This is a genomic window from Nonomuraea recticatena (genome assembly GCF_039533245.1).
Classification (GTDB): domain Bacteria; phylum Actinomycetota; class Actinomycetes; order Streptosporangiales; family Streptosporangiaceae; genus Nonomuraea; species Nonomuraea roseola.
In genome coordinates this window covers 78,080-90,622 of record NZ_BAAATE010000008.1, presented here as the reverse complement: position 1 = coordinate 90,622, position 12,543 = coordinate 78,080, and the positions used below count along the sequence as shown (strand labels likewise).

Below are 12,543 nucleotides of genomic sequence, written 5' to 3'. Positions count from 1 at the left end.
TCAGTCACCCCCGGTGTCGATATCGACTCACTTCGACCTGTTACCAGGCGGTTCAGTGCCATTCAGGGTTTAAAGCGGGTTTTGGGGATTAATGGACCCGACGAGGCACCAGGTGGACGGCACTAGCCTTGTCATGTGCGTATAGCGAGGTTCTCCACAGGCGACGAGGTTGTCTTCGGCGTGGTCGAGGGCGACGTCATCTCGACGATCGCCGGTCATCCGTTCAACCAGATCCAGTTCACCGGTGAGCGCTACCCGCTGGCCGAGGTGCGGCTGCTGGCGCCGATGCTGCCCAGCAAGGTCATCGCCATCGGCAGGAACTACGCCGAGCACGCCAAGGAGCTCGGCAACGAGGTCCCCGAAGAGCCGCTCATCTTCATGAAGCCGTCCACCTCGGTGGTCGGCCACGGCGACGCCATCGCCTATCCCACCTCGCAGTCGGAGCGCGTCGACTTCGAGGGCGAGCTGGCCGTGGTGATCGGCAGGCTCTGCCGTGAGGTGCCCGCCGAGCGGGCCAAGGACGTCATCTTCGGCTACACCTGCGCCAACGACGTCACCGCTCGCGACCTGCAGAAGAAGGACGTCCAGTTCACCAGGGCCAAGGGGTTCGACACCTTCTGCCCGATCGGCCCGTGGATCGAGACCGACCTCGACGCCTCCGACCTGGCGCTGACCACCACGGTCAACGGTGAGATCAGGCAGAGCGGACGCACCTCCCAGCTCATCAACGACATCCCCGCGCTGGTGGCCTACGTCAGCGCGGTCATGACGCTGATTCCCGGCGATGTCATCCTGACCGGCACCCCGGCGGGCGTGGGCCCGATGGAGATCGGTGACGAGGTCAGCGTCGGCATCGAGGGCATCGGCACTCTGACGAACAAGGTGGTCTCCCGTGACTGAACCCGACGCAGTGAGCGGAGTGGGCGGCGCCGCGACGCGGGCCGGCCGCGCCACTGACATACGGGTGCGCTTCGCCCCGTCCCCCACCGGCATGTTCCACGTGGGCGGCGCCCGCACGGCGCTGTTCAACTGGGCGCTGGCCGAGCAGTCCGGCGGCAGGTTCGTGCTGCGCATCGAGGACACCGATGCCACGCGCAACAGGCCCGAGTGGACCGAGGGCATCATCTCGGCGCTCGACTGGATCGGCATCAACGGCACCAACCCGGTCTTCGAGGGGCCCTACTTCCAGTCGGCCTTCGAGCCCCAGCACCGCGAGGCGGTCGAGCTCCTGCTGGCCAAGGGCATGGCCTACTACTGCGACTGCACCCGCGACGACCTGGTCGCGCGCACGGGCTCGGAGCACAAGGGCTACGACGGCCACTGCCGTGAGCGAGGGCTGACCTCGGGCGCGGTGCGCTTCCGCACGCCGGACGAGGGCGTCACCGTGGTCGAGGACGTCATCCGCGGCCGGGTGGAGTTCCCCAACAACGCGCAGGAGGACTTCGTCGTCGCGCGCACCGACGGCTCGCCGCTCTACGTGGTCGCCAACGCCGTCGACGACATCACCCAGAACATCACCCACGTCGTGCGCGGTGAGGAGCACCTCGGCAACGCGGCCAAGCAGATGCTGCTGTGGCCGGCGCTGGGCGCGCAGCCGCCGGTGTGGGCGCACCTGCCGGTGATCGTCAACGAGCAGCGCAAGAAGCTGTCCAAGCGCCGCGACAAGGTGGCCCTCGAGTCCTACCGCGACGAGGGCTACCTCGCGGAGGCGATGGTCAACTACCTCATGCTGCTCGGCTGGGGCACCGGCGAGGACCGCGAGATCATGCCGTGGGCGGAGATGGTCCCGAGGTTCCGCCTCGAGGACGTCAACTCCGCCAGCGCCTTCTTCGACGAGAAGAAGCTGCGCGCCTTCAACGGCGAGTACATCCGCGCGCTGCCGCTGGAGACCTTCGAAGAGCGCTGCCTGCCCTACCTCGACCCCTCCTGGGACGCCGAGCTGTTCAGCAAGGTCGCCTCGCTCGCCCAGACCCGTGTCGCCGTGCTGTCGGAGATCAGGCAGAACGTCGACTTCCTCTTCCTCGAGCAGCCGGTCTTCGACCAGGCCTCGTGGGACAAGGCGATGAAGGCGAACGCCCCCGAGGTCATCGAGGGCTACCTGGCCAGGCTCGACACGGTCAACTGGGACCCCGAGTCGCTGAAGGAGGCGCTCGAAGAGGTCGGCGCCGCCCTCGGAGGGCTCAAGCTCAGCAAGACCCAGGCGCCCATCAGGGTCGCCGTCACGGGTCGCACCGTGGGTCTGCCGCTGTTCGAGTCGATCGAGGTGCTGGGCCGGGAGCGCGTCCAGGAGCGCCTGCGCGCCGCACTGGAGCGGCTGCGAGGCTGACCGTGGTCCCGGCCGCCATGGCCAGCCACACACCCGTGAGACCGAGCCAGGAGCTCAGCAGATAGGCGAGGGGCAGCTGCACCGCGAAGCCCGCCAGCGTGGCGGCCAGCAGGCGGCTGCCCCTTCCGCTCGCCTGGGCCACCCCGCCCGCCGCGATCAGGCCGCCGAAGGGGATCAGGTAGAGCGTCATCCAGCGCAGGAAGCTCACCGCCGCCTCGGGGTCGTCGGTGAACAGGCTCGCGGCGGGCGCGGCGACGAGGTTGAGCGCCGCCGCGACCGCCACCCCTGCCAGCAGCCCCGTCCTCAGCGGCGAGCCCGTCTCCTCTGATCGGGCCGTACGGATCATCGCGGCCTGCCTGAGGGCGTAGAACGCCATCACCCCCACCAGCATGATCTTCAGGCCGATGCCGTAGCCGGCCTGGGCCGCGAGGCCGAACCTGGCGACGATCTCCATCAGGAGCAGGCCGACCACGGCACGGGCCAGGAAGTCTCCCGACATGGGCAGGCCGGTGCCGATGATCTGCCAGGCGCCTGCCCGGCCCTCGGCGTCGCGGGGCGCCAGCCGTGCCAGCGTCTTCAGGGAGACGGCCAGGGTGAGGGCACGGGCCAGCACGGTGGCCAGCGCCGCGCCCTGAACGCCGAGGCCCAGGCCGTAGATGAACAGGGGGTCCAGCGCGATCACCAGGGCGTTGCAGATCAGCGCGTTGCGCATCGGGATCCTGGCGTTGCCGAGCCCCTTGAGCACGCCGTCGGCCACCGTCTGGGCGAAGTAGATCGGCAGCCCCGCCATCGCGACGAGCAGGAAGTCGGCGGCCAGCGCGGCCGTGGCGGCGTCGGCGGTGAGGAGCCTGGCCAGCGGCTCCCTCAGCAGCACGCAAGGGAGCGCGATCGCGGTCGAGCCGGCCAGCCACAGCAGCCAGCCCGACCTGATCAGCGGGGTGACGGGGGCCACGCCGTCTCGCCTGCCGACCAGGACCGTGAGGCCTGTCGGCAGCGCCAGGATCAGCCCGTAGGCGAAGTACTCGACGGTGGTGGCCATGGTCACGGCGGCGATCGCGGCCTCGCCGAGCCCCGAGACCCAGAGCAGGTCGATCACGCTCACGGCGACGACGGCGGTGAGCAGCTCAACGTAGATCGGGATGGCCAGCTTGAGCATCTTTTCGTTATACATCGAATAGAGGTATAGCGATACGATGCTTCCATGGCAAGTGGCGGTGATCTGACGCTGATGATCCTGGGGTTCCTCAACCGGCGGCCGATGCACGGCTACGAGCTCAAATCGCGCCTCACCGCGTTGAGCGGGCATCTGAGGCCCGTCAGCGACGGCGCGCTCTATCCGGCCATCGCCAGGCTGGAGGCCAAGGGCCTGCTCGAACGGCACGAGGAGGAGGGCGCGGCCGCGGCGCGCAGGCAGGTGCTCACCATCACCGCCGAAGGGCGGGAGGCGCTGCTCAGGCGGCTGCGGGAGCCGTCCGAGCTGGACATCAGCGACCAGACGCGGTTCTTCGCGCTGCTGACGTTCCTGTCGGCGCTGGAGGATCCCTCACTCCAGGCCGGGGTGCTGCGCAGGCGCCTCGACTTCCTCGAGGCGCCCGCGAGCTTCTTCTACGAAGGGGACAGGCCGCTGCGGGCCGAGGAGGTCTCCGACCCCTTCCACCGCGGCATGCTGCTGGTCGCCAGAGCCACAGGCACGGCGGAGCGTCAGTGGCTCAAGGAGACACTCGCCGAGCTCAGTCGAGGCCGCGGCGCTTGAGCAGCGGCTCGATGCGCGGGTCGCGGCCGCGGAAGTTGCGGAAGGCGGTCAGCGGGTCCATGCCGCCGCCCCGCGAGAGCAGCTCCTTGCGGAAGTGGTCGCCGTTCGCGCGCGTGAGCCCGCCGTTCTCCTTGAACCACTCCACGCTCTCGGCGTCGAGCACCTCGCTCCAGATGTAGGAGTAGTAGCCGGCGCTGTAGCCGCTGGCGAAGATGTGCTGGAAGTAGTTGGTCCTGTACCTCGGCCGGACCAGGGGGAAGGCGATCTGCGCGGCCTCCAACGCCTCGGCCTCGAACGCCTCGGCGTCCTCGACCGTCTGCCCGTGCTCCAGCTTGTGCCAGGCCCAGTCGAGCAGCGTCGCGGCGAGGTACTCCACCGTGGCGAAGCCCTGGTTGAACTTCTCCGCCGCCTTCATCTTCTCCACCAGCTCGGCGGGCATGGGCTCGCCGCTCTCGTGGTGCTTGGCGTAGTTGGCCAGGATCTCGGGCCAGGTCGTCCACATCTCGTTGACCTGCGAGGGGTACTCCACGAAGTCGCGCGGCACGTTGGTCCCCGACACCCTGGGGTAGCGCACCTCGGAGAACAGGCCGTGCAGCGCGTGGCCGAACTCGTGGAAGGCGGTGTTGACCTCGTCGTAGGTCAGCAGCGTCGGGCCGGAGGCCGGCTTGGTGATGTTGAGGTTGTTCATCACCACGGGCTTCTCGCCGAACAGGTACGACTGGTCGACCAGGTTGTTCATCCACGCCCCGCCGCGCTTGGTCGGCCTGGCGTACGGGTCGAGCAGGAACAGCCCGAGCGCCGAGCCGTCCTCGTTGAACACCTCGAAGACCGTCACGTCGGGGTGGTAGCCCTTGAGGTCGGGGCGCTCGGTGAAGGTCAGGCCGTAGAGCTTGCCTGCCGCGTAGAAGATGCCGTCCTCGACGACCCTGTTCAGCTCGAAGTAGGGCCGCATCGCGTCGGCGTCGAAGTCGTAGCGGGCCTGGCGCACCTTCTCGGCGTAGAACGACCAGTCCCACGGCTCGATGTCGAAGCCCGCCATCTCGGCGAGCGCCTGAGCCTCCTTCTTGGCATTGCGTACGGCGGGCTCCACCAGCTGGCCGAGCATCGCCTCGACCGCCTCGACGGTCTTGGCCGTCTGGTCGGTGACGGTGTAGGCGGCGTGGTTGGGGAAGCCCAGAAGAGCGGCCCGCTCGGCGCGCAGCGTGGCGATCCTGATGGCCAGCTCGAAGTTGGGCCGGGCCCGCTCGACGCTCAGCTGGTAGAGCCTGCGCCTGGTCTCCCTGTTCGTCAGCTGGGCCAGCCCCGGCTGGTTGGTGTAGTTGAGCAGAGGAAGGACGTACGCGTCGTCCTTCCTGATCGACTCGATCCTGGCCTCGTCGAAGCCGTCGAGCTCCTTGGCGTCGTGGACGACCAGCGCCTCCTCCGTGGAGGCCTTCAGCAGGTTCTGCGAGAACTCGGTGGAGAGCTTCGACACCTCCTCGTTGAGCTCCTTGAGCCTGGCCTGCTCGGCCTCTCCGAGGTCGGCGCCCGCGCCGATGAAGTCCTCGCGGTACTTCTCCAGCAGCCACGACTCCTCGGCCACGTCCGTGGAGACCTGCTTGATGCGGGTCCACAGCGCCCGGTTGAGCTTGACCTCGTCGGTGTGCTTGGTCAGCTTGGGGGAGATCTCGGTCTCGATCGCCATCATGCCGTCGGTGGAGTCGGAGGCGGCGACGCTGAAGAAGGCCATCGCGGCACGCTTCAGGACCTGGCCCGAGCGCTCGAGGGCGGCGAGGGTGTTGTCGAAGGTGGGCGGCTCGGTGCTGTTCGCGATCGCGTCGACCTCGGCGAGGTGCTCGGCCATGCCACGCTCGAACGCGGGCAGGTAGTGCTCCTCGCGGATCTCCTCGAACGGCGGCAGCTGGTAGGGCAGGCTGCTCGGTGCGAAGAACGGATTCTCAGCCAACGCTTGGCTCCTCCACGTGGTGTTTTGTCCCCTTCAGCTTGGCATGTGCGAGGCGTCGGCGCGCTTGTTGAGCAATCGTTTTGGTCTTGTCCCCCTACCTGGGCTATTCTTTCGGAGTCGCCAGCGAACGGGCCTCGGAAGAGGGTCGTGGCCGGTGGGGTATGGTGTAATTGGCAACACGACTGATTCTGGTTCAGTTATTCTAGGTTCGAGTCCTGGTACCCCAGCTCTGCAACGGATGTCCGATCATCGGGCATCCGTTTTTGCTTTTCCGGGCTGGTTCCGTGAGTTTGGTTGTGCTCCTCGAGGTGCGGTAGAGTTACATCCGTTGCCGGGGAGGCCCCCGGCACATCGCTTGTGGACAGGGTCCCGTCGTCTAGTGGCCCAGGACGCCGCCCTCTCAAGGCGGTAGCGCCGGTTCGAATCCGGTCGGGACTACCACTGTCACAAGCTGCTTCGGTCCCGTCGTCTAGTGGCCCAGGACGCCGCCCTCTCAAGGCGGTAGCGCCGGTTCGAATCCGGTCGGGACTACACCGAAGAAAAAGCCCGGCCGCTCACGCGTCCGGGCTTTTTCCTTTCAGCGCCGCAGGTTCTCGGCCACCCGCTCGGCGTGGCCGGCCAGCGTGCCGTGCAGCAGTTCGATCCTGTGCACGACCCGAGGCGCGACCAATGGCACCGCCACAGGCGAGGCGGCGCCCGCGGGCAGCAGGGTCAGGCCGTGCCCGGCCGCCACCAGGCGCAGCACGGTGTGGAGGTCGTCGCCCGTGTAGGTCATGCCGATCCTGAAGCCGTCTCCCGCGATGTCGCGCAGCCGTTCCACAGGACACAGCGGGGTCTGCAGCCAGAGCGCGTCCACGAGATCGGCCAGCCGCAGCCCCGCGCGGCCCGCCAGAGGATGACCTTCCTGCAGGGCGACGACGAGGTCCTGCTCGCCGACGCCGATCGTGGACAACGGGCCCACGTCGGGCAGGCGCAACGGGTCGCTCGGGGCGGCGATGCCGTCGACCAGGCCCAGGTCCGCCTCTCCCGAGGCGACCACGGCGGCCACGTCGTCGCGGCTGGTTGCCCTGATCGTGAGCTCCCCGCGGGGCGGTCGCGCCAGCCGTACGGCCAGGTCCTCGGTGAGGGCCAGCGGGGAGGCGGCGAGAGTGAGCCTGGGGGAGGGGGCGGCCGCCGCGCGCAGGACGTCGGCGCGCGCCGCCCGCAGGCGCAGCAGCAGCGGCTCGGCGTGTTCCAGCAGCCTGGCGCCCGCCGGTGTGGGCTCCACCGGACGGCGGCGCAGCAGCGCCAGCCCGAGATCGGCCTCCAGCGCGGCGATCTGCTGGGAGACGGCCGACTGGGTGTATCCGAGTTCCTCGGCGGCGGCCGAGAACGATCCCCGGTGGGCGACCGTCACGAAGGTCCTGAGCAGATGGGGGTCCATCAGCAATGCTTATCAGAGCAGCAGCGATTATCGTTGGCGCTTAACTCGGCGGACCCGCAGGATGGCTGGCATGAGACTCGCCCTGGTCGGGGACCGTTCCGCCACCGTCCGCTCCCATGTCCGCGTGCCGCTGCTGCTGGAGGCGCTGCGCGAACGTGAAGGACTCACTCTCGACGCCTACTGGATCCCCACCGAGCAGGTGGACGACCTGCGGGGCTTCGACGGCGTCTGGCTGCTGCCCGGCAGCCCCTACCGCAGCGAGGACGGCGCGTTGCGGGCGGTCAGGACCGCCCGCGAGCACGCCATCCCGTTCCTCGGCACCTGCGGCGGCTTCCAGCACGCGATGCTGGAGTACGCCCGCCACGTCTGCGATCTGGACGTCGCCCACGCGGAGAACGAGCCCGACGCCGAGCGCGACCTCCTGCTCGCGCCGCTGACCTGCTCGCTGGTGGGTCACGAGGGCGAGGTACGGCTCGCGCCTGGCTCGCTGGTCGGCCAGGCCGTCGGCACCGAGCGCGCGATCGAGCGCTACCACTGCTCGTTCGGCCTCAACGCGGCCTATCTGCCCGCGCTGGAGGAGGGCGGGCTGCGCTTCACCGCGCACGACGAGGACGGGCAGGTACGCGCCGCCGAGCTGCCCGGACACCCGTTCTTCCTGGCCACGCTCTTCCAGCCGGAGCTGTCGGGGGACGGCACCAGGCCGCACCCGATCATCGCCGCCTTCGCCCGCGCGGTCGCCGCCGGTGTCCTCACCGCAGGCAGGCCGTAGCCCTCCAAGGCTTCGGGCGAATCCCGAGCCGTGAAGGACCCCCACAGCCGGCCAGGAGCCGCTCTTCGCGGCTCTCGGGGTGGGGGTCCTTCGGGTGGCAGTCGGGGTCAGGCGGTCGAGCGGGCCTTGAACAGGGCGCGCTTGGCCGCCTTCGCCACGTTCTTGTCGGGGTGGACCTGCGAGATCAGCTCCAGCAGCTCCTCCACGTGCGCGTGCGGGATCTTCCAGATCACCTCGAGCAGGTTGTTGAGCAGGTCAGGCCCTATGTCGCGCAGGCTACTGACGAACTCCGAACGCCCCAGACCCGCGGAGATCGTCCACATGTCGAGAATGAGCCAGTGGGTGTCGTCCTGGGTGGGCTCGGGCGCGTCCTCCACCTCCAGCTGCGTGAGGTGCGTGGCGGCGTACGGCCGCAGCGACGGCTCCTTCAGCGCGGACTGCCAGGCGGGGACGGCGGCCTCGCCCAGCGTGCCGACCACGCTCGCGGCCTGCACCCTGATCAGCGCGTCGGTGTCGTCCTCCGCCGCCGCCTCGAGCAGCTCACGGGCCGCCTCGGCGGGCTCACGCAGCTCCATCCAGGCGGCGAACTCGGCGTCCGCCTCGTCCTCGGGCAGCTCGGCGCTGAAGGCCAGCAGCTCGAGGGCGGTCATCGCGTCGATAGCAGGACGGGCGTCGAGCTCGATGTCGGAGTCGTCGACCAGGTGCACCACGCCCTCGGTACCGAGGGCCGTCAGCGCGACCTCGTCGCCGTTGACGGTGACCATGCCGTAGCCGACCAGCCAGTCGAGCACCGGCGCCAGCGGGTCGCCGTAGTGGTCGCGGGCCTCGTTCCACGCGTCGGCGCCGAGCTCGTCGAGGTCGGCGGCGGCCTCGGCCAGCTCCTCGCGCAGCTCGCCCAGGTTGCGCGAGCCGCCGCCGATCAGCAGGCGGACCAGCAGCGCGCGGGTGAGACCGACGAGCGTCATCGTGAGGTCGTCGTCCTCGAGCTCGGGGTCGCCGTAGTCGATCGAGTTGAGGCCGAGCATCCAGGCGTCGAGCACGTCCTCGTCGTCGTCGAAGGGCCACTCGGAGGTGTCGTCGTCGACGCCGACGGTGCCGGCGCCCTCGGGCTCGAGGAACTCCAGGTCGACGGCGAGGTTCCAGATGTTCCACAGCTGCGGGACGGCGGCGGACAGCGGGCCGTCGGTCTGCGGCTTGGGCAGGCCGATGACGCCGAGCGCCTCCTCGACCTCGGCGTCGGACAGCAGGCTGTCCTCGCCGACCTCGCGCGCGTCGCCGACCCATACGGCCAGGTCACGAGCCTTGGCGATCAGCGGCACCGCACGCGCGGCCGCGGCCAGCTCCGCGTCGGGACGCAGCCTGATCGTGGGCAGATCGGCCAGCTCGTCGGCGAGAGCCTCGAAGTCGCCGAGGTCGCCGCCCTCTTCACGCACGTCGTCGTCGCCCACGTCGTCGATGAGATCCTCCATGGCCTCGACGAAGTCGTCCTCGAGTTCGTCGAGTTCGTCGAGCAGATCGTCGAGGGAGTCGGACGGTTCGACCAGCTTGTCGGTGTCCGACAGGAAGGTCAGGTAGGCGCGGACGGCGCCGATGGTTCCATCGGCCGCTTCGTCGGGATCCTCCACGACCTTGGGCATGCGCTCGAGCAGCACGGGCCGCAGGTCGGCGCGCCGCCAGCGGCGGACGTCGTCGGAGGCGGCGAGCCTGTGCCACAGCGCCGCCGGGCCGACCAGGTCGGGGTCGCTGCCTGGGGCGTGTTCCCGGGCCCACACGATGAACTCTTCGAGCAGGGGACGCAGCTCAGCGGCGGCTACCTCGATGCGATCTGTCACGCACTCAGGCTAGTGCGCCCTGGCTGCGGTCGGCCCCCGAAATGCCCCTAGCGCCGATCACGAAAAGTCATGACATGGGGGGATGGTGCGTGTGGGAGCGCGTCCAAAGCCCACCGAACCCCTGCCGCGGGCGTCCCGCGTCTCCCTGCCGACGCGCCCGAAGGAGGCGGGGCTGTGACGCAGGCGAGGGCGAGGGAGAGGGGGAGGAAGGCGGGTGAGGAACGGCCGGAGTTCCGACGCCCGCCCTCGCCGCTCGCCCGGCGTGTCCTGGGAGCCGGGGGCGAAGGCGGGCCTGGGGATCACGGAAGAGGGAGGTTCAGTTGGCGCGGCGCATGGCCTCGGTGATGCGCTCGGCCGCGGCCATCACGGGAACGGCGTGCAGCCGTCCGGGCGTGCGCGTCAGGCGCTCGATCGGTCCGGAGACAGAGACGGCCGCGATCACCTTGCCGCCCGTACCCCTTATGGCGGCGGAGACGCTGGCCACCCCCTGCTCGCGCTCTCCCACGCTGTGGGCCCATCCGCGCCGCCGTACCGAGGCGAGCGTGGCGGCGGTGAACTTGGCCCCGCGCAACCCCCTGTGCAGGCGGTCGGGCTCCTCCCATGCCAGCAGGATCTGCGCCGCCGAACCTGCCGTCATGGGCAGCGCCGAACCAACGGGGACGGTGTCGCGCAGGCCGCTGGAGCGCTCGGCGGCGGCGACGCAGACCCGTTCGTCACCCTGGCGGCGGTACAGTTGCGCGCTTTCTCCCGTCAGATCCCTGAGCTGGGTCAACACAGGAGCGGCGACGGCGAGCAGCCGGTCCTCGCCCGCCGCCGTGGACAACTCCGAAAGCCTGGGGCCGAGGACGAATCTTCCCTGCGTGTCACGCGAGACGATCCTGTGGTGCTCCAGCGCAACCGCGAGCCGGTGGGCGGTCGGGCGGGCCAGTCCTGTGGCCTGAACCAACTGGGCGAGGGAGGCCGGACCTGCTTCGAGGGCATTGAGCACGAGAACGGCCTTGTCCAGTACGCCGACTCCGCTAGAGTTGTCCATACACCGATACTGCCGTCTCGACATATGAGAAGGCAAGTCGGGGCAAAGTCTCAAGGAGGAGATCATGGGCCGCACACTCGCGGAGAAGGTCTGGGAGCAGCACGTCGTGCGCCGCGCCGAGGGCGAACCCGACCTGCTCTTCATCGACCTGCACCTCATTCACGAGGTGACCAGCCCGCAGGCCTTCGACGGCCTGCGCATGGCAGGGCGCAAGGTGCGGCGGCCCGATCTCACCATCGCCACCGAGGACCACAACGTGCCGACGGTGCTCGGCCCGATCTCCGACCCCGTCTCCAAGACGCAGGTCGAGACGCTGCGCAAGAACGCGGCCGAGTTCGGTGTCAGGCTGCACCCGATGGGCGACGCCGGTCAGGGCGTGGTGCACATCATCGGCCCGCAGTTCGGCCTGACCCAGCCCGGCATGACCATCGTCTGTGGCGATTCTCACACCTCCACGCACGGCGCCTTCGGCGGCATCGCGTTCGGCATCGGCACCTCCGAGGTGGAGCACGTGCTGGCCACCCAGACGCTGCCCGCCTACCGGCCGAAGACGATGGCGATCGAGGTCTCGGGCGAGCTGCCCGTGGGTGTCACCGCCAAGGACCTGATCCTGGCGATCATCGCGAAGATCGGCACCGGCGGCGGCCAGGGCTACATCGTCGAGTACCGAGGCGAGGCCGTCCGCAAGCTCTCCATGGAGGGCAGGATGACCGTCTGCAACATGTCGATCGAGGCGGGCGCGAGGGCCGGCATGATCGCGCCGGACGAGACGACGTTCGAGTACCTGAAGGGCCGTCCGCACGCGCCCGAGGGCGAGGCGTGGGACCAGGCGGTGGAGTACTGGCGCTCGCTCAGGACCGACGACGACGCCGTCTTCGACAAGGTCGTCGAGATCGACGCCTCGACGCTGACGCCGTTCGTCACGTGGGGCACCAACCCGGGGCAGGGCCTGCCGCTGGACGCCGCCGTGCCCGAGCCCTCCTCGTTCGACGACCCCACCGAGCGGGCCGCGGCCGAGCGGGCGCTGGAGTACATGGGGCTGTCCGCGGGCACGCCGCTGCGCGAGATCGAGGTCGACACCGTCTTCGTCGGCTCCTGCACCAACGGTCGCCTCGAGGACCTGAGGGCCGCCGCCGACATCCTGCGCGGACGGCAGGTCAGGACCAGGACGCTCATCGTCCCCGGCTCGATGCTGGTCAAGCTGCAGGCCGAGAAGGAGGGCCTCGACGAGGTCTTCACGGCCGCGGGCGCCGAGTGGAGGCAGGCGGGCTGCTCGATGTGCCTGGGCATGAACCCCGACACCCTCGCGCCGGGCGAGCGCAGCGCCTCGACCTCCAACCGCAACTTCGAGGGCCGTCAGGGCAAGGGCGGGCGCACCCACCTGGTCTCTCCCGCCGTCGCCGCCGCCACCGCCGTCACCGGCAAGCTGACCGCCCCCGCCGACCTGTAAGGACCGCTGATC

10 protein-coding genes and 3 tRNA genes are annotated in these 12,543 nt (G+C 69.5%); 8 read left to right on the top strand and 5 right to left on the bottom strand.

Annotated features, from left to right (window positions below):
• Window positions 1-135 precede the first annotated feature (135 nt).
• Together ABFX50_RS17840 and gltX are read left to right on the top strand one after the other, a co-directional pair.
• A complete protein-coding gene (locus tag ABFX50_RS17840) occupies window positions 136-900 on the top strand; it encodes a fumarylacetoacetate hydrolase family protein (RefSeq protein ID WP_183656342.1) in 765 nt (254 codons plus the stop codon).
• A gap of 64 nt (window positions 901-964) precedes the next feature.
• On the top strand, window positions 965-2,326 hold the full coding sequence (gene gltX / locus ABFX50_RS17835) for a glutamate--tRNA ligase (RefSeq protein WP_346148069.1): 1,362 nt from the start codon (window positions 965-967) through the stop codon (window positions 2,324-2,326).
• On the opposite strand, the gene ABFX50_RS17830 is transcribed toward gltX, so the two are convergent.
• A complete protein-coding gene (locus tag ABFX50_RS17830; RefSeq protein WP_346147717.1) occupies window positions 2,220-3,497 on the bottom strand; it encodes an MATE family efflux transporter in 1,278 nt (425 codons plus the stop codon). The two genes, gltX and ABFX50_RS17830, sit on opposite strands and share 107 nt — an antisense overlap.
• A gap of 30 nt (window positions 3,498-3,527) precedes the next feature.
• Here ABFX50_RS17830 and ABFX50_RS17825 point away from each other — a divergent pair, with 30 nt between their 5' ends.
• A complete protein-coding gene (locus tag ABFX50_RS17825; protein ID WP_346147715.1) occupies window positions 3,528-4,079 on the top strand; it encodes a PadR family transcriptional regulator in 552 nt (183 codons plus the stop codon).
• On the opposite strand, the gene ABFX50_RS17820 is transcribed toward ABFX50_RS17825, so the two are convergent.
• On the bottom strand, window positions 4,057-6,024 hold the full coding sequence (locus ABFX50_RS17820) for a M3 family metallopeptidase (RefSeq protein WP_346147713.1): 1,968 nt from the start codon (window positions 6,022-6,024) through the stop codon (window positions 4,057-4,059). The two genes, ABFX50_RS17825 and ABFX50_RS17820, sit on opposite strands and share 23 nt — an antisense overlap.
• Before the next feature lie 155 nt (window positions 6,025-6,179).
• Here ABFX50_RS17820 and ABFX50_RS17815 point away from each other — a divergent pair.
• The 3 genes from ABFX50_RS17815 (at window position 6,180) to ABFX50_RS17805 (ending at window position 6,555) form a co-directional block, all read left to right on the top strand.
• Window positions 6,180-6,251: transfer RNA gene (locus tag ABFX50_RS17815), tRNA-Gln, on the top strand.
• A 138-nt stretch (window positions 6,252-6,389) separates the two neighbouring features.
• Window positions 6,390-6,465: transfer RNA gene (locus tag ABFX50_RS17810), tRNA-Glu, on the top strand.
• A gap of 17 nt (window positions 6,466-6,482) precedes the next feature.
• A tRNA-Glu gene (locus ABFX50_RS17805) sits at window positions 6,483-6,555 on the top strand.
• Between the two features lie 46 nt (window positions 6,556-6,601).
• Here ABFX50_RS17805 and ABFX50_RS17800 read toward each other — a convergent pair.
• Complete coding sequence (locus tag ABFX50_RS17800) at window positions 6,602-7,447, bottom strand: LysR family transcriptional regulator (protein ID WP_346147711.1); 846 nt, start codon at window positions 7,445-7,447, stop codon at window positions 6,602-6,604.
• A gap of 70 nt (window positions 7,448-7,517) precedes the next feature.
• Between ABFX50_RS17800 and ABFX50_RS17795 the strand changes: the two genes are divergently transcribed.
• Window positions 7,518-8,216 carry a CTP synthase C-terminal region-related (seleno)protein gene (locus ABFX50_RS17795; protein WP_346147710.1) on the top strand — a complete coding sequence of 233 codons (699 nt, stop codon included), beginning with the start codon at window positions 7,518-7,520 and terminating at the stop codon, window positions 8,214-8,216.
• A gap of 107 nt (window positions 8,217-8,323) precedes the next feature.
• Here the strand turns inward: ABFX50_RS17795 and ABFX50_RS17790 are convergent, their stop codons facing one another.
• Window positions 8,324-10,048: a hypothetical protein gene (locus ABFX50_RS17790; protein ID WP_346147708.1), complete on the bottom strand. Its 1,725-nt coding sequence runs from the start codon at window positions 10,046-10,048 to the stop codon at window positions 8,324-8,326.
• A gap of 316 nt (window positions 10,049-10,364) precedes the next feature.
• Complete coding sequence (locus ABFX50_RS17785) at window positions 10,365-11,081, bottom strand: IclR family transcriptional regulator (RefSeq protein ID WP_183656364.1); 717 nt, start codon at window positions 11,079-11,081, stop codon at window positions 10,365-10,367.
• A 64-nt stretch (window positions 11,082-11,145) separates the two neighbouring features.
• Between ABFX50_RS17785 and leuC the strand changes: the two genes are divergently transcribed.
• A complete protein-coding gene (gene leuC / locus ABFX50_RS17780) occupies window positions 11,146-12,531 on the top strand; it encodes a 3-isopropylmalate dehydratase large subunit (protein ID WP_346147705.1) in 1,386 nt (461 codons plus the stop codon).
• Window positions 12,532-12,543: the final 12 nt, after the last annotated feature.

Bases quoted from the DNA above. Each gene is read 5' to 3' on its own strand.
- ABFX50_RS17800 (WP_346147711.1), bottom strand. From the start codon at position 7,447: ATGGACCCCCATCTGCTCAGGACCTTCGTGACGGTCGCCCACCGGGGA.
- leuC (WP_346147705.1), top strand. From the start codon at position 11,146: ATGGGCCGCACACTCGCGGAGAAGGTCTGGGAGCAGCACGTCGTGCGC.
- ABFX50_RS17795 (WP_346147710.1), top strand. From the start codon at position 7,518: ATGAGACTCGCCCTGGTCGGGGACCGTTCCGCCACCGTCCGCTCCCAT.
- ABFX50_RS17785 (WP_183656364.1), bottom strand. From the start codon at position 11,081: ATGGACAACTCTAGCGGAGTCGGCGTACTGGACAAGGCCGTTCTCGTG.
- ABFX50_RS17830 (WP_346147717.1), bottom strand. From the start codon at position 3,497: ATGTATAACGAAAAGATGCTCAAGCTGGCCATCCCGATCTACGTTGAG.
- ABFX50_RS17825 (WP_346147715.1), top strand. From the start codon at position 3,528: ATGGCAAGTGGCGGTGATCTGACGCTGATGATCCTGGGGTTCCTCAAC.